Below are 17,758 nucleotides of genomic sequence, written 5' to 3'. Positions count from 1 at the left end.
GCGTAATAATGGAGAAATCTGTACAAATAACATTGTTTTTATCTTCTTATATACCACTGTTCATCATAATAATTATTCAAAATATATTTAGTTTATTTGAAAATTTAAAGGTGAAATTTGATTTTCAAATTACAAATCCAACATTGATTTTTCAAAATCTAAAGATTATACATTTGTATTTTGAATTCTATTTAATACTTATTTTATCTCTATTAATAATTACACTGCTTATACTTGTAAAACGACTTATTAGTTCATTGGATGATAATGATGTTAGTTCGGTAACTGTTCAAGAAATAATAAATATTAATCATTCCACGGTGACCAATTATTTTGCAGTATACATTTTTCCCTTTATCACTCTGGATTTAACTTCATTACTAGGCGTAATTCAATTTGTTTTTTTAGGAAGCATCATAGGGTATATTTATATAAAAAACGATTTAATTTACGTAAACCCTGTATTGAACATTCTATTTAAATTAAATATCTATGAAATCGAATTTTCTTATTCAGACAGTAATGTTGAAGTAAATCAAACAGGGATTCTGCTTAGTAAGAGAGATAAACAGAATTTGGCTATTGGGAATCAAATAGATATTATAGTCAAAAATCCCGACTTATATTTTAATATTAAATAAATAATTCTATTTAACCACCGTTTTATAGACAAATTAAACATCCTGCCTAAATCAACGTTTAGGCAGGATGTTTTTCGTTATTTTTGTCTATTTACTTGTCTATTATAGATGTTATATAAAGCGTATGGTTAAAGACGAATGGAGAGGGCTTTATGTCATTCAATGAGTTCAAGCAAGCGATTGTCATAGGGTTGACGTTCGATAAGCCCAATGTGCAAAGTACGATTACCAAAGTGGATTCGGATGGGTTTCATTATTCAATTGGCCAAAATGGAAATTCTAAAAAAGTGGCGTATGCGGTGTTGGAGAAATCTTTTGAAGAACTGCAGGCGACAAATGAGTTCAGTAGAGCATGGTTTAAAGAAGCGTTTCCAGTTGTGGCAAAAGAGGCTCCGTGCAGCTTTACGACAATCGGAGGGCTATTCCAACACTTTGACTTAGCAACCTATGAAAAAGCTGCTTATAAAAACTAGAAGGAAGTGTTATAGATGAACCGAGTCAACGGCTATGCACGTGTGAGCACGGAAGATCAGAATTTGCATATGCAGCAGTTGGCGATTGAGAAGTATGCTAGTGAGCAGAATATGGAATTAATTCTCTATGTGGAAAAGATTTCAACAAGTAAAACGGAGCGGACGGAACTTACGAATGCCTTAAAGGCGGCTGCAACTGGCAATCGCTTTGTTGTTTATAAATTGGACAGCTTGGCGCGTAGCACAAAGGAGCTTTATCAGCTGCCGGACGAAATGATGCAGCGAGGGATTGATTTTGTGAGTATTCAGGATAGTTTTGATACGACAATACCGACCGTACGGGCGATGTTTGGAATGCTGACAGTTTTTGCGGGGTTTGAGCGTGATATTATTCAGCAACGAACGAAAGATGGCCTTGATGCTGTTCGTAAACGTGGGCGATAAGGTGGGTGTCCAGATGTTGATGCAGCGACGAAACACCGGTTGTGAAGTTATTTGAAGGCAGGGAAAGTGCTGCCGATTTGGCGAAGTACGATTTATAAAACTTTGAAAGAAGATACTAAGGCTCAGTAATCATAATTGATTGCTAGGCCTTTCTATTTTACAGAGCGGTATTTTTATATATACCCTATCTATGGTCTCCAAAATAGCAAAACACGGAGGTGAAATTTTCCACTTTATTTAAAATTTTTTTCGAATTATTATTTTGAATTGTAAGGAGAAACCTGTCTTTTATAACCACATTATTCAACCGTAAACAAGCAGGTTTAATTAAGGAAGAAGTTGCATTCTATGATGAATTAGCTTCACACCAAACAGCAGAGCTTGTGTTAGGTGGCGATACATTGAAATTGATTGCACATGAATGAACTAAATCGATTAAAGAAAACAAGTCTATTGACTCGAATTTAAGCGAAAATGCACGTGCAAAAATGCGTCGAGCTTTAAAGCGTTTGTTAAAACAATACGGTTATCCAACATATGTTCAAAAAGATGCTGTTGATATGGTGATTAAGCGGGCAGAATTAATGGCTCAGATGACATTTGATTTGAATTATTAAATATTTGATAGTCAAACATCTTACAGATGCTTGATTACCTTTTTTGATTTTAAAGATAGGTGGATAGCTATTTTGAGATCGTAAATAAAAGATAAATGTATTATAATTAAAAAATACATAAATGTATTTACAGACTGTAGACAAAGTCGATTTTTTCGACTTTGTCTATTATTTTTAAATTAGACGCCTATAAGCACAATTCTTTTTAGATTTTCTAAACCCTTTATTTTCAAGGATTCAGAAAAACATTTGAACATAGAAAACAAAAATCAAATGCCGACATATGATAACTTTTTGTTACGAATTTAGTTTGTCGACACTCTGAAAATACATAAATGTATTTATTTACATTTAAATTCAGAGAGATAATCTAGATTTCTCATAATTGGTGTTAAGGGCAGTAGAGTAGAAATGAATATTAGTATGATAGTTATAAATAGGAGTATAAATTTATGACATTATCTAAGTATTTTCCAAGTCATAGAAATGGGGAGGGACATTAGAATATAAAGTGTAGATAGAATATATGTTATTAATGATTAATAGAGCAAATAAAAAATGTTCATTTTGACTGAATGTTAAAATATGATAATAGAAAGCCGTAATGGATACATATGAGGATATTAGCAAATACTTTACTAAATTTATCATAGTTGAGATAGGCTCTAAAGTCAGAATGACGACTGATTGAATAATACATAATTGAGTTCACATGATGCGCCACCTAATGTTTTTTTATGACAATAGGTAAATATGTCGTGCATCAAAGGTATTGAATAAATGGTATAAAATAGGTTTAGAATTACTGTTTCGAATATTTGTCAGATGTCAAAAAGGTTCTTAATAGTAATAATGTTTTAAATAATTACCGAATAACGGGAGGGGAAGTTGATGTCTTCATTAGTGTTTATAGCAACACATTGGGGAACCAATGAAGGAGGAATAAATTCATTTAACTACGATTTTGTGAAAGCAATAGCTGATTCGTACAAAGCTAAATGTAAAATTGTTTGTGTAGTTAAAGAAGCCCACAATAAAGATATAGAAAGTGCTAAAAAATTGGGTATTGAAGTAATACTAATAGAAGGGAGATTTAATAGTAGTGTAATATTTGATGAAGTCAAAAAAAATGGACATAATCAAGTGATTTGTTGGATAGGTCATGATATAATCACAGGTTTTAAAGCTATTGAATGTGTAAAATTAGACAAATACTTGGGGAATAATTCTAAAAGTGCAGTTATTCATCATATGAATTACTTAAAATACTATGCATCAAAATCTGGAAGTGGAGAAGAAGCGAATCAAAGAGATAAATTGCAAAAAAGGGTTTTAGAACAAGCAGATTTGGTATATGCTGTAGGTCCTTATCTAGTTGAATCTGCAATAAATAAAATAAGGACAAAAGATAATCCAAATCCAGAAGTATATGAATTAATTCCTGGAATAGCGGATTTAGAGAGTTTAGAACCACATGGAGATTTTAGTGGGATTGTGTATGGTCGACTTGGTGGTGGTGATGAAATTGTTAAGCAAGGTAAATTGGCTATAGCTTCTTTTTTTAAAGCATGTGCAGAAGATAAATTTAATAATAGTGTATTAACAGTAGTAGGATTAGACGATAAAGAATTAATAGCAAAGCAAAAAGAATTACAAGATCTCGGATTTGAACATAGTAATAAACTGGTTAGTGTATTAGGGCTAGGTTATAAAGATAGAGAAGAGTTGTATGATATTGTTAGAGTCCAAGATATTTCTATGATGCTATCTACACATGAAGGTTTCGGTTTGGTAGGGTGGGAAGCTATTTCTGCAGAAATACCACTAATTTTATCCGTAGATACAGGGCTATATAAATTTCTAGATAATCTTGGTGGCAGCTATACAGGATGTATTTATGGTGTGGAAATTACAGGTGATTTTAATACAAATTTAGAAGTTGTATCTTCTCGTATTAAAGAAGTTAAAAATGATTTAACGAAATCTAGAAGAAATGCGAAAAATTTAAAAAAACAATTAGAAGAATTTTCTTGGAAAAAAACAGCAGAGGACTTTTTCTCTAATATTGATTTAGAAAGTATACTGGATAATTATGGTGATATGAATTTTAAAAAAAGCGATAAAATAAATATAAATAATAATCAAAAAGATTGTTTACCTATTACAACTCCTTTTTTATTTTCAACTTCTACACATCTATCATACCTAATTTCAAAAAATTATTTTAATGATACTCATTATGCTTGGTGTGCTCCTAAATTTGATGCTAAAGAAACAAATCCGGCCTCTGCTAACCCACTGGAAATATATAAAAAGTTAACTTGGGAAATAGGGAGTGGTCAGGAAGGTGCCACTATTGCAAAACATAAAGTAGGTCTTTACAGGGCTCTTAGTGAAAAAAAACAACAGGGAGTTATATCTGAACAACAAGAACTCCTGATAAGTGAGATTATACATGCTGCGCAAATAGGTGATTTTAGACCAGTTATTTATGCTATCTCTACTTATGAGGTAAAAGCTATAGTAAAAGCAGCTCCACATAATAAAAAAGATGGTGTCTTTTCACAGGAATTTTTGATAAAGGAATTGCCGGGAGCATTAATAGAATTGATAAATATTGATATTTAAGGAGGTATTTTATGTTTGAGTTAATTCGAAGTCTTGAAAAAGAAGATGCAATTGAAATAATACATTATATAGTGAGTGTATTGACTAAAGGTAAAAATGACCCTGATTATGAAATTGAAATAGAAAATTCAAATAAAATTTTACAAAATAAGGACATTCTAGAAATTGGTGATACGATTTTAGAAGAATTAGGTTATGATACACTTGAAGATGAATTAATAGACACATATATTATAGAACTATCTAAATTACTACAAGAACTACTAACTTCAAATATTTCATTTGATTTGGATAGAGGTAGAGAATTATTGAAATCTTTAAACGAAGATGAGAAATGCTAGGATTAAGAATTAAATCAAAATTACATTATTTTATTTTAATTAGCTTAATACATAGAGCATTATTTGTATTTCGTAGTCAAAAACGTAGTCAAAAAAATCAATTGCCCCCGCAGCTATTGATATATCAGTACTTTGAGACGGTTGGTTCGACTCCCGCCGTCTCCATACATAATATATAGCAGTACAAATACTGTTAAATAGTGCCGTAAAGCATAAATTTCCCAAATGGAAAGTTTATGCTTTATTATATTTTAGGAAATTTTATAGTTGAATATTCACATCTTAGATAATCAATATAATGTGTAATTTTAATAATAAGTAGTTTATTCAACAATCGCGCCATATCGTGGAAAAACACTTCTTTATAAAAAAAGCTCCGCTAACCTCTTCCCAAATTCTTTAAAAATAAAATTATACCCATTTCAGCCTAATTACCGATAGCATATTAAATGAAAATCCTTTATGGTTATTAGGTCGTAAAATAGACTATCAGGTATATCCTGCAAATATATGAAATGATAGGTGGAAACAAATGAATTATCAAGTTTTATTATATTACCATTACACGAAAATTGAAGATCCAGCGGCGTTTTCGGAAATGCATTTAGCAATGTGTAAAGAAATCGGTTTAAAAGGTCGTATTTTAGTAGCCAATGAGGGCATTAACGGTACGGTATCAGGTACAATTGAGCAAACAGAGCAATACATGGCAAACATGCAAGCAGACTCATTATTTGAAGGGATTGTCTTCAAAATTGATGCGGCAGATGGCCACGCATTCAAAAAAATGCACGTACGCCCACGTCCTGAGTTAGTAAACTTAGGCTTAGAAGCAGACGTTAACCCGCATGAATTAACAGGTCGCTACCTGTCACCAGAACAATTCCTTGCTGAAATGCAAGATGAAAATACAGTAGTATTAGATGTGCGTAACACGTATGAATACGATGTCGGCCATTTTCGTGGCGCGATTCGACCAGATGTAGAAAACTTCCGTGATACACCAGAATGGGTACGTGAAAACCGCGAGCTATTCGAAGGGAAAAATGTTTTAACATATTGCACGGGTGGGATTCGTTGTGAGAAGTTTTCAGGCTGGATGAAACGTGAAGGCTTTGGCGATGTCGGTCAATTACATGGCGGTGTTGCAACATACGGAAAAGACCCTGTTGCAAAAGGCCAATTATGGGACGGTCAAATGTACGTATTTGATGAGCGTTTAACGGTGCCAATCAATCAAGTAGAGCATGTGATTATCGGTCGTGATCACTATGACGGTGAACCTTGTGAACGTTACATTAACTGTGCAAACCCTGAATGTAACAAGCAAATCATTGCGACTGAAGAAAATGAAGCAAAGCATTTAGGGGGCTGTACAATAGAATGTACAAAGCATGTGCGCAATCGCTACATCGTGCGTCACAATTTAACAGAAGAGCAAGTTGCTCAAACAATTGAGGCGTTAGAAGCGTAAGCATGAAAAACTGTCTAAATAAAAAATGTCATTAATCTTTCATAACCTTAACCAACAATATAGAGGTGCTTAGACCACTCTATGTAAGTGTTCAAACTATCCAATTCAAAATTGGACTAGTCTGCTTGCTTACATAGGGTGTTTTTTATTCATTGTAATTTTTATTGGAATACACTACTAGCAAAAATGTTTGAGTTTAAAGAATCTTGTCTTTTAATAGATGGGATTCTTTTTTGTCTTATTATGGGTATAAGCAGAGGGGCACACTTTAAATTAATAAAATTACTGTGGATGCTAGGAGTAAGTACATCCTACACTTCTAAATATCTCTTTTAAAGGATTTTTACAATAATCACATTCAACTTTTACTTCAACACGGCTACAATCCATTAAATCATTGACATTTACTTCGAGTTTGTCAAAAAGACTTGTAAAAGTATATTCGTTTTCAATTCATTATATATTTATACTGTTTATTCTGAATACAATGAAAAATTATGTAAAGGAAGAAAAAAAGGGCGTATAATAAAAATTAATCCGTATATATAAGATGGGGAATTATAATAAAATTTACCTTTATTTAATTATAAAACATTAAGGGTTAGTAGATTTAATATTTGAAAGTTTTTCAGTAACAGAAATCATACGGTTAAATAATCTGTTGGTTTTTGTAATGAATACATTGAAATATTTACTCCATAGATAATTCATATATAGAGGAGGGGTAGTTATGGAAAGAGCAAGAAAAAGAATTTTCTACTATAAGAATGAGTATGTGAAAAATGTTAAATTAGTACATTATGATATTGAGACTAATAGGAGATATAGGTTAGATATAGAATTGAAGAATGGTGATAGCGAAAAAGCTGTCCATCTAATGATGATCAATCCAAGTAAGGCAAATGAGGAAATTTCCGACAACACTCTTAATCGTATTATCAAATACGTTTCGTTAAATAACTCTGCTGGTGTTTTACAGAATATAGGGAAAATTATTATTACTAATCTTTATGTAGTATGCGAGATATATCAAGAAAAAGTCGATGAGTATATTTCAGTACAAAGTTTGGATTTTGTTAAAGGGATAGATACTGAAGGAAAATATAATAATAATACGATAATTGAAATGGCTAACAAAGATGCACAATTAATAATTATTGCTTGGGGAAAAGGATACATATTTGATTATGACAATAGGATTCAAGAAATTTTTCGTTTAATTAAAAACAAGGAAATCTATCATATGGAGGATTTGACGCAAGAGGGGTATCCAAGGCATCCTCGAACTTGGGCTTATTCTTGGAAATTAAAAAGATACAATATTGAGGGATAAAGTATTGGGATCTAATATCCCATTCCCCTATTAATTAATCTATAAAATGTAAACCTTAGTTTAATATCTAAAATGATCTAGCCATCTCATTTGAGGTGGTGTTTTTTATGTGCAAAGTAAGTTATGTCACTTTGCACCTCCAAGTGAAAACGAGATGCGGGTGCTATCATTAATATAATGTTAAACTTTGTCGGGGGGATTGAAGGATGGCTCTGGTATGAAATCAGCTTTACCATCATGTCAACGTCCGTATAGTTGGAGTGTTCCGAAAAGTCATCGACCAAAGTTTGAAATTAAAAATTATGAGTGAATTAGTCAATCTTGATGATGAAAAATGGACAGAGCAAAATGTAAACGAGCATATTTCAGGGCTAGTATGAATGGGTGAAGTGGATACTGTGAACAATTAAAACATTTTTGCAAAGCTGAATATAATAAATAGGATAGGAGGATATACGATGAAACAAAAGAAATCTCTAAAATTTAAAATTTTCACTGGAATTTTTGCTTTGTTAATACTGCTAGTTGCAGGATTTTTTATTTATGTAAGTTCATATTATAAGGCCAGTTCATTAGCTTTGGATAGTTTGAAATCTGACGAAGTCGTTAAAGTTGAAGAAAATGGCAATATTTTATTTGAACCCGTATCGAATGCTAAAAATATCGGCTTTATTTTTTATCCCGGAGCAAAGGTAGAAGCTTCCGCATATGCACCAATCGCTAAAGAGATAGCAGCAAAAGGTTATAACGTTAGTATTGCGAAAATGAGCTTTAACTTAGCCATTTTTTCACCGAATAAAGCAGACAGTATAATAAATAATCATAAAGAAATTGATACTTGGGTGATCGGAGGACATTCTTTAGGGGGCGTCATGGCAGCAGATTATGCACTAAAAAATGATAATATAAAAGGCTTGGTACTATTAGCATCCTATCCCCAATCAAAAACAAATCTAAGTAGTCAACCAATAAAAGTCTTGTCACTGTGGGGAAGCAATGACAAAGTTGCAGACTTAAACAAAGTAAAAGATGCAAAAAATGTTATGCCAAGTGACGCACGTTTTATCGAAATAAACGGTGGCAATCATGGAGGTTTTGGAGATTATGGTCATCAAAAAGGTGACGGTGAATCTTCTATTACAAATAAACAGCAGATGATGGAAACTTCACAATATATTGTTGAAATGTTGGATAGTTTGAATTAGGAATAATTCGAGAAAAGAATTAGGTAAAAGTTAATTATTTAAAAATATAAGAGCCATAGGTTGCCCTATTGTGAAAGGAGCACTATGGCTTATTTTAATTGTGAATGGGATTACGAAATTAAAAGGAGTTTATATACTAGAATAACTATAAATTATATAAATACCTTCAATATTTTAGCTATAATAGAAGTAATGAATAGAAGAGGAGAACATAATGAACCACTACATCGTCATGCAAGGGCACACCTATCAAGAAGAAAAAGAAGCAGAAATTATCTGGTCACCACAAAAAGATAAAGGCGGGAGCACTCCGCACTCATGGCGACGTATGGAGGAAGTGAGCTCAGGCGATCGTATTTTTCATTACGTAAAAGGCAAGATCGTTGCAATTAGTATTGCGCTGTCTGATTGTGAGGAAGGCAAAAAGCCTAATTCTCTGACATCATATGACCAGTGGGAAGAGCAAGGTTTTCTAGTGAGGCTGCAATACCATGAATTAGAACAACCATTAACGATTAAAGATTACTTTAATGAGTTGAAAGTGTTATTGCCTGTTAAATACTCAGCTTTCCAGCAAGATGGGGATGGAAACCAAGGCTATTTATATCCATGTAATGAAGAACTTGCGATCAAGCTATTAGATATTATTAGTGAAATGAATATTTATCAAGTGGATGATGAACAGCTAGAATTTGCGATTGGCACGGTAGTACGTACAGAACGAAATACGCTTATTCCAGTGATTACCGAAACAGAAGCGGAAGCAAAACGTAAAATCCGTATTGGCCAAGAAAAATTTAAAGCAGCATTATTACCTTTATGGAATCATCAATGCGCACTTTGTGGTATTGAGCTACCGGCGCTTCTACGTGCAAGCCACTCTAAGCCTTGGCGGGAAAGTTCAAATGAAGAACGGTTAGATCCGTATAATGGTGTATTGCTTTGCTGTAATCATGACGCATTATACGATCAAGGTTATATTACATTTGATGGAACAGGCTTAATTCACATTTCAGAACGAATTCCAGCAACGAATTATGGAATGTATAATATTCATCAAAAGATGAAGGTTTCAAGGTATGAAGAGAATAAGCAGTATTTTAGATGGCATCGGAAAAATATATTTCAATAAGCAGAGAGAGAATTAAAGCCTCTCTGCTTTTTTATTTTCTAATGTACGTTATTAGTAAATTTATTCTAAAATTAGAAGTTGAAAATAATAATTTAGTGGTAAAATAATAATACATAAGATTATAAATGACCTATAAATACATATAAATGAGGTGCACGATTTGAGCGCGTGTGATGTGCGGGATATTGAGGCACAAAATAAAGTGGTTGTGTAATAGCAGATTGTGCATATGAATTAATAGGAGTGGTTGTAATGAGTTTTGGCAAAACAATCAAAATGTTCTTGATCGATGGAGACCCAAGTGGAAGATTAACGTGTGAATTATCTAACTGGACAGGGCTAGCATATAGAATACCAAGAACCGAAGTGAAAAAATGCTCGGATCGTCCTAACTTAAATTCTACTGGTGTGTATATGTTATTCGGTCGAAATAATGAAGATAAAGAAGCTGTTTACATAGGGGAAGCAGAGGAAGTTTATATACGATTACAAAGCCATTTGCGTGAAAAGGATTTTTGGAATGAAGTGATTGTATTTATAAGTAAAGATGAGAATCTAAATAAAGCTCATATAAAGTACATTGAAAATAAGTTATATGAAAAGGCAAAAGTCGCAAATCGTTACTTTTTAATGAATGGGAACATTCCTCCGATGCCTTCAATTTCTGAAGCTGACCGAGCAGAAATGGATGAATATATTAGCAATCTTACAATGATGGTTAATACATTGGGTCATAAATTATTTGAAGAGATCAAAGATAGCTCAGATGTAAATGCAAATGATGTTTTATCTATAAAATCGACCCGTGGTGTCGATGCTAAAGGTATTCAAACACAAGAAGGTTTTGTCGTATTAAAAGGATCTAAGATTGCAAATAGCATTGTAAATTCGTATTCAGAGCGTTTATTAGCCAAAAGAAATGATTTATTACATACAGAGCAAGTAAAAGTTGTTAATGATGAATTTGTAGTAATGGAAGATCTTTTATTTACTAGCCCGTCAGCAGCAGCTGATATTGTAATGGGGCGAAGTGCGAATGGATTGACTGAATGGAAAGATAGGAATGGAAATAGTCTGAAGGATTTAGTTTGATTATATTGTGAAGAATTATTTATGACATAGGAAAAATATTTTCCACTAATAGGAAATGTAGAGAGGGTTGAACACCTCTCTGCTTTTTTTTATGCTTTGAAAACCACTTCATGTTTTATGTAACCCTTCACTCTATCAATAATCTCTAGCATATAAATATCGCTAAGAGGTTATTTTTTTGAATGTTAATGCTCTAATCATTAACATTCGTCAGTATCACCATGTTTTTATCTATAGTACTTTTAAAGGGTATGTACTTATTACTATAGAATACATACATATAAAAAGTGAACTGAAGATCAAGTTAAAGGAGGTAAGGTGAGATTCCTCTGATATCAGAAGATAGGCTTCTAGTTTGAGAAAGAATATTGCTCGTCAGAATAGAAAGATAGAATTGAAAGGAGAGGAAGTTGATAGTGATTAAAAAAATGGCGTTGCTTACTGTTTCTTTGATGATGGTAACATGTTTTTTAAATTTTGGAACTCAAAAAATAGAGGCAGCGCCTACAACGTTTGCGCCGAATTTAACAGCGACATTTGATGGGACCTCATTGTATGAAAGTGGCTACAGTGGGGATTTGTATGCTGGTTATATTTCTGCTGCAGGTTCGTTTAAATCAGGTGTGGGTTTCGTTTTGTCTAGTATTACAGGAGTAAGCTCAGCTACAGGCGACTCCATTTTAAGTTTCCCAGTTGCACAAGTGCATTCATTGATTGACAATACAAATACTCCACCAAAAATGACGGGAATTGGTAATAAAACAGTGAATGAGGGCAGTCAGCTGACATTCACTGTATCAGCAATAGATGCAGATGGAGATACACTCACATACAGTTTAGTCGGTGCACCAACAGGAGCGAGCATCAATGCGACGACAGGTGTATTTACTTGGACACCAACGGAAGCCCAGGGTCCGGGTAGCTATATATTTACCGTATATGTGAATGATGGAATGTTAACAGACGCAGAAAGCATTACGGTTACGGTGAATGAAGTAAATAGCGCTCCAATGTTACAAGCAATTGGTAATAAAACGGTTAATGAGGAAAGTCAATTGACATTTACTGCATCGGCAACAGACGCTGATTTACCAGCCAATACGTTAACCTATAGCTTGGTTGGTGCACCAACAGGAGCAAGCATAAATTCCCTGACAGGTGTATTCACCTGGACACCAACAGAAGCCCAGGGTCCAGGCAGCTATACATTTACTGTACGTGTAAGTGACGGAATGTTAACAGCTGCTGAAACCATCACAGTTACGGTGAATGAAGTAAATAGCGCCCCAGTGTTACAAGCAATAGGTAATCAAACAGTGAAAAAGGGTAACCTGTTGACATTTACGGTGACAGCAACAGATTCGGATTCAGCGATATTAACATACAGTTTAGTCGGTGCACCAACAGGAGCGAGCATCAATGCCACGACAGGAGTATTTACTTGGACACCAACGGAAGCCCATTATCCAGGTAACTATACATTTATCGTGCTTGTAAGTGACGGAATGTTAATAGATTCAAAAAGCTTTACGGTGACGGTGTATGAAGCAAATAGCGCCCCAGTGTTACAAGCAATTGGTAATAAAACAGTGAATGAGAATAGTCAGCTGACATTCACTGCTTCAGCAACAGATGCAGATGGAGATATACTAACTTATAGCTTAATCAATGCACCAACAGGAGCGAGCATAAATGCTACGACAGGTGTATTTACTTGGATACCAACGGAAGCACAGGGGCCAGGTATCTATACATTTACCGTGCGTGTGAGTGACGGAATGTTACTAGCTGAAGAAAGCATTACGGTTACGGTGAATGAAGTAAATAGCGCCCCAGTGTTACAAGCAATTGGTAATAAAACAGTGAATGAGGGTAACCTGTTGACATTTACTGCAATAGCAACAGACGCTGATTTACCAGCCAATACGTTAACCTATAGCTTGGTTGGTGCACCAACAGGAGCGAGCATAAATGCGACGGCAGGTGTTTTTATCTGGATACCAACGAAAGCCCAGGGTCCAGGCAGCTATACATTTACTGTACGTGTAAGTGATGGAATGTTAACAGATGAAGAAAGCATCACGGTGATGGTGAATGAAGTAAATAGCGCCCCAGTGTTACAAGCAATTGGTAATAAAACAGTGAATGAGAATAGTCAGCTGACATTCAGGGCATCAGCAACGGATGCAGATGGAGATACATTAACTTACAGTTTAGTAGGTGCACCAACAGGAGCGAGCATCAATGCCACGACAGGCGTATTTACCTGGACGCCATCGAAAGCCCAGGGGCCAGGCAGCTATACAATTATCGTCCGTGTAAGTGACGGATTATTAACAGATGAAGAAAGCATTACCGTTACTGTGAATAAAGTAAATAGCGCCCCAGTGTTACAAGCAATTGGTAATAAAACAGTCAATGAGGAGAGTCAATTGACATTCAAAGCATCGGCAACGGATGCAGATGGAGATACATTAACTTACAGTTTAGTAGGTGCACCAACAGGGGCGAGCATCAATGCGACAACAGGGGTATTTACTTGGACACCCACGGAAGCACAGGGTCCAGGTAGCTATACGTTTATTGTGCGTGTAAGTGATGGAAGGTTAACAGATGAAGAAAGTATTATAGTTACGGTGAATGAGATTAACAACATTCCTATATATAATAATACCGATGCTACGTCAACAACACCTATTAAATTAGAACCAAATAAATATAAGATTATTTTTAATACAAATGGTGGAAGTGCCATTGGTATGCAAAGTTTAGAAAAAAATAAAAATATAATAAAACCTGAAAATCCTAAAAGAGAAGGTTATCTATTTGAAGGGTGGTATAAAGACCCTGAATTTAAAGTTAAATGGGATTTCGAAAAAGATGTTATAACTGTATCAACAACCTTGTATGCAAAATGGATTGAAAATAAAAAAGAAATTGATGAATCCATAGAAGAAGAAAAACCTAATTTTTCAGACATTTCAACACATTGGTCGAAAGAAATGATTGAAGAAATAGCCGCTTTAGGTATTATTAACGGCTATCCAGATGGCACATTCCGTCCAAATGAGCCGATTTTAAGAAAACATATTGCTATTATGATTAACCGTGCCTTAGATTTAAAACCAATACGTGAAAATGCTTCATTTAGTGATATATTACCAACCCATCCTTACTACGAGGAAATTCAATTGCTTCAACAAGCAGGTATTGTCGATGGAACAAATGGTCAATTTAAACCTGATGAATTTTTAACTCGCGCACAATTGGCAAAAATTATTGTAATTGCTTTTGATTTTGAACTAGGTGATGAAAGTAATTTTGAAGACTTATCTAAAAATCATTGGAGTTATCGATACGTTGCTGGTTTAGAAAAATTAGGTATCGTACAAGGGGATAATGGGAAATTTAATCCTCAAGATTCCATTACAAGAGCTCAATTCGTTGCAATCTTGTATAGAGCGTTAAATTTAACAAAATAATATAGTGATTAATAGCATGCATTAAAATATTGGACAGTAGTAGAGCCATCTATATTTAGATGGCTCTACTTAATTCAATAAAGCTTATGAATCAAATGAAAAATCTGAACAATTTAAGTAAATAAAACAGGAAATTAGTGAATGCACTTCTTTAAGAATAAAGGAAGTGAAAGTGCTTTTCCTTATTTAAAGGCCATCGTATTGGTGTCACTAATTAAGGTTTTCGCAACGAAATAAAGTGACTTTCTCCATATTACCGCCTTCCTAAGCTATACTAATATTTAACGCAATCTCGAATGGAGCTGGATAATAGGTGTTAAAAACCCAAATAGAATCATTAATAAACGAGCAAGCCAATATTAAATTAATTGACGTAGAAAAGTCGTATGCTCAAAAGCACTCATTGTTAAACGAGGATGCAACAATAGAAACAATCCCTCTGCAATTCGAAGTAATCGAACGTTGCAATAAGGAAACTGAAGAGTTAGTAGCAGAAGAAACAACTTCGTTTCTGACAAAGCCTGTGCAATATTTAAAAGAGCATGCAAATGAATTTATGTATGTGACGTCTGAACGTTTTGATGTGATTCGCGTGGATTCGTTTGCGCTTGAATTTGACGGGGCGTTTGGTGTGTATAGTGCCTTGTTTGGGCTTCGACTACAAAAGAAGTACAGTGAGTTTTTGCACTCGTATTTAAAAGCACATTTGCAACATGAGAAGATGACGTATAGTGCGGCATTTTCTGGGGAAGACGGTCTTTGGGAAGTAAATCTTGCGTTAGATGCGCTGGATGGATTTAGTGAGCAGCAGTCACTTGACGAAGTGTTAGCACAATTATATTCTTTTGTTTTTGCACTTCTTGAGGAACTTGAAACGGCTGTCTGATGACGGATGCTTATTTTAAGATTTAGAAGAGAACACTAGTTGATGGTAGCGAAGGTTGTGACTCCTGCGGGGACAGCACACAATGCAAGACGCAACAAACCGTGCGTCCGCGATGGTTGCTCCTTATTGTAAACCTAAAGAAATCGCCGCTAAAAGCGTGAGAATCGCCTGTAAACATAGAGAAATCGCCGCTAAAAGCCCGTTAATCGCACGTCAACCCGCACATACCAACCAGCGCCGTAGCGGACATCAACACATCATGGCAAAAAAGTGTTAGCTTGATCGCCATCAAGCTAACACTTTTTCTATTTCGCAACAAACTCTAAGAAACCGTCTCCTCAACAGCAACCATTTCCGAGGCAATAACTGCTGGTGCCGGTGCCTTCTTTGTCTTCGGAATTAAGAAGCATAAGAACAATATAGTAGCAAACAGTGCCATCGCAATATAGGCGATCGTATGGACAGCGGATGTAAGGCCGGCTGCAGTTGCTGTTGTAAAGATGGACTCGAATGATACTCCTAAAGATGTAAGATGTTCAGCTAATGCACTATTGTCGACAGTACCTGTTTGACCAGCGGCTAGTATTGCTGCTGAATGTTCGATCCCAATGCCAGCTTCATTTGCAGAACTGAGTAACGTTTCTTTAAATGCCGCGTCTTTAAAAATAGAAAATAGCACAATACCTGAAACAGAGCCTAATGGTGTGCCGAAGTCGCGGATGAATGAGAATAGGCCTGCGCCTGCTGCTAGTTTTTCTTTTGGTACTTCGTTTAAGGCAAATTTCATTAAGATTGGTGTATTGGCTCCGGATACGAAACCCAGACAAACGGCTAATGTCGCAATAATATTAAATGGTGTTGATGCGTCAAGCATTGTAAAGATAAACATTATTATCGTTGGGATAAAGAAAATGGCAATTAAAATGGAACGGCCATTGATTTTATCTGATAAGCGACCTACGACTAAGCCCCCTATCGACGATGCCCCGTATAAAAACATGTAAAATAATCCTGTTTGGGATGCATCCCCGCCTGGTCGTGAGGAGATAAAGAAATTCATGCAATAGATGAATAGCATAAAGGTTGCGACGATAAGCAAGTTAATGCCGACCGCCATACTAAATAGTTTAATTTTCAATAGGGATAGCTCTATTAGTGGATTGTTCATGCGGTTTTCGCAAATCCACAACAGCACAATTGCAACTAATCCTACAGCTAACGTAATGATTGTATACGGTGAAAAGAAGCCGAACATTTTGCCGATTGTGGACACGGACAATAATGTTATCGATGTAACAAAGATAAGGATGAGACCGATGAAATCAAAGGATGATTGCTTTTCTCCCTTCGATTCCTCTACGAAAATTAAGACAACAATTAAGCCAAGAAACGCTAATGCCGCACTAATCCAATAAATAATGGGCCAGCCATATTGTAAAATTAAATAGCCTGCAATTGCAGCGCCTGACATGGCAGCGATAGCTTGTACGGATGAAAAAATGCCCGATGCCATTCCTCGTTTTTCGGGTGGGAAAATGACCCCGATATAAGCAATGGCGATTGGTAAAATAAAGCCTACTGCTACCCCTTGGAATACCCGCGCAACTAGGAAGACTGTGAAATCTGGCGCTATTGCAGCGGCAACTTCAGAAATCGTGAAAATCACCATGCCGATGAGCAACATCTTTTTTCGACCATACTGATCTGCTAAACGACCAACAATTGGATACAGTGTAGCGGAAGCAACATAAAAAGTTAGTAAAATTAAACCAGCTAAATAGGTTGGTAGTTTAAAATGTTGCGAAATTACCGGAATGGCCGGTGCCTGAAATGCCATTGCCTCAATTGCTACAAATGCCCCGAAAACTAATGCTAAAAATTGAATCCATTGTGCCCTTGTGACCTTTGCATCTTGTGGTTTGTTTTCCGTACTTGCCATTTCTAATCATCCCCCTTAATGATAATAAAGCGTTTACAATCCAATGCATCTCCTTCTGCAAGAATTTATTA

General features: G+C 35.1%; 13 protein-coding genes and 1 pseudogene. 13 read left to right on the top strand and 1 reads right to left on the bottom strand.

What is annotated here, in order from left to right:
- Positions 1–8 precede the first annotated feature (8 nt).
- The 13 genes and pseudogenes from ACIP9G_RS13200 (at position 9) to ACIP9G_RS13140 (ending at position 15,748) form a co-directional block, all read left to right on the top strand.
- Positions 9–641 (top strand): hypothetical protein, encoded by a 633-nt coding sequence (locus ACIP9G_RS13200; protein WP_401019921.1) that lies wholly within the window; start codon positions 9–11, stop codon positions 639–641.
- Positions 642–793: 152 nt separating this feature from the next.
- Positions 794–1,114, top strand: a complete 321-nt coding sequence (locus ACIP9G_RS13195; RefSeq protein WP_401019918.1) for a hypothetical protein — start codon at positions 794–796, stop codon at positions 1,112–1,114.
- Positions 1,115–1,129: 15 nt separating this feature from the next.
- Positions 1,130–1,558 (top strand): recombinase family protein, encoded by a 429-nt coding sequence (locus ACIP9G_RS13190; RefSeq protein WP_401019916.1) that lies wholly within the window; start codon positions 1,130–1,132, stop codon positions 1,556–1,558.
- Positions 1,559–1,869: 311 nt separating this feature from the next.
- Positions 1,870–2,175, top strand: a pseudogene (locus ACIP9G_RS13185) (type I restriction enzyme endonuclease domain-containing protein); the annotation flags it as partial.
- Between the two features lie 891 nt (positions 2,176–3,066).
- On the top strand, positions 3,067–4,803 hold the full coding sequence (locus tag ACIP9G_RS13180; protein ID WP_401019913.1) for a glycosyltransferase: 1,737 nt from the start codon (positions 3,067–3,069) through the stop codon (positions 4,801–4,803).
- 11 nt (positions 4,804–4,814) lie between these two features.
- Positions 4,815–5,144, top strand: a complete 330-nt coding sequence (locus tag ACIP9G_RS13175; RefSeq protein ID WP_401019910.1) for a hypothetical protein — start codon at positions 4,815–4,817, stop codon at positions 5,142–5,144.
- 532 nt (positions 5,145–5,676) lie between these two features.
- On the top strand, positions 5,677–6,618 hold the full coding sequence (gene trhO, locus ACIP9G_RS13170) for an oxygen-dependent tRNA uridine(34) hydroxylase TrhO (RefSeq protein ID WP_401019909.1): 942 nt from the start codon (positions 5,677–5,679) through the stop codon (positions 6,616–6,618).
- Between the two features lie 730 nt (positions 6,619–7,348).
- The gene (locus ACIP9G_RS13165) at positions 7,349–7,951 is read left to right on the top strand and encodes a DUF1643 domain-containing protein (protein WP_401019907.1); all 603 of its coding nucleotides are present in this window, start codon (positions 7,349–7,351) and stop codon (positions 7,949–7,951) included.
- 458 nt (positions 7,952–8,409) lie between these two features.
- A complete protein-coding gene (locus ACIP9G_RS13160) occupies positions 8,410–9,156 on the top strand; it encodes an alpha/beta family hydrolase (RefSeq protein ID WP_401019904.1) in 747 nt (248 codons plus the stop codon).
- A 214-nt stretch (positions 9,157–9,370) separates the two neighbouring features.
- Positions 9,371–10,288, top strand: a complete 918-nt coding sequence (locus tag ACIP9G_RS13155) for an HNH endonuclease (RefSeq protein ID WP_401019902.1) — start codon at positions 9,371–9,373, stop codon at positions 10,286–10,288.
- Between the two features lie 252 nt (positions 10,289–10,540).
- Entirely contained in the window at positions 10,541–11,380 is an 840-nt protein-coding gene (locus tag ACIP9G_RS13150; protein ID WP_401019899.1) for a GIY-YIG nuclease family protein, read from the top strand.
- A 416-nt stretch (positions 11,381–11,796) separates the two neighbouring features.
- Positions 11,797–14,862 (top strand): putative Ig domain-containing protein, encoded by a 3,066-nt coding sequence (locus ACIP9G_RS13145; protein ID WP_401020176.1) that lies wholly within the window; start codon positions 11,797–11,799, stop codon positions 14,860–14,862.
- Positions 14,863–15,175: 313 nt separating this feature from the next.
- Complete coding sequence (locus ACIP9G_RS13140; RefSeq protein WP_401019896.1) at positions 15,176–15,748, top strand: hypothetical protein; 573 nt, start codon at positions 15,176–15,178, stop codon at positions 15,746–15,748.
- A gap of 322 nt (positions 15,749–16,070) precedes the next feature.
- Here ACIP9G_RS13140 and ACIP9G_RS13135 read toward each other — a convergent pair whose 3' ends face one another.
- Positions 16,071–17,687, bottom strand: coding sequence for an MFS transporter (locus tag ACIP9G_RS13135; protein WP_401019893.1), 1,617 nt, complete (start codon positions 17,685–17,687; stop codon positions 16,071–16,073).
- Positions 17,688–17,758 lie beyond the last annotated feature (71 nt).

Origin of the sequence: Lysinibacillus sp. NPDC093197, assembly GCF_044754025.1 — a bacterium.
Classification (GTDB): domain Bacteria; phylum Bacillota; class Bacilli; order Bacillales_A; family Planococcaceae; genus Lysinibacillus.
The sequence above is the reverse complement of the archived record's forward strand: the minus strand, read 5'-3'. Positions and strand labels throughout refer to the sequence as shown.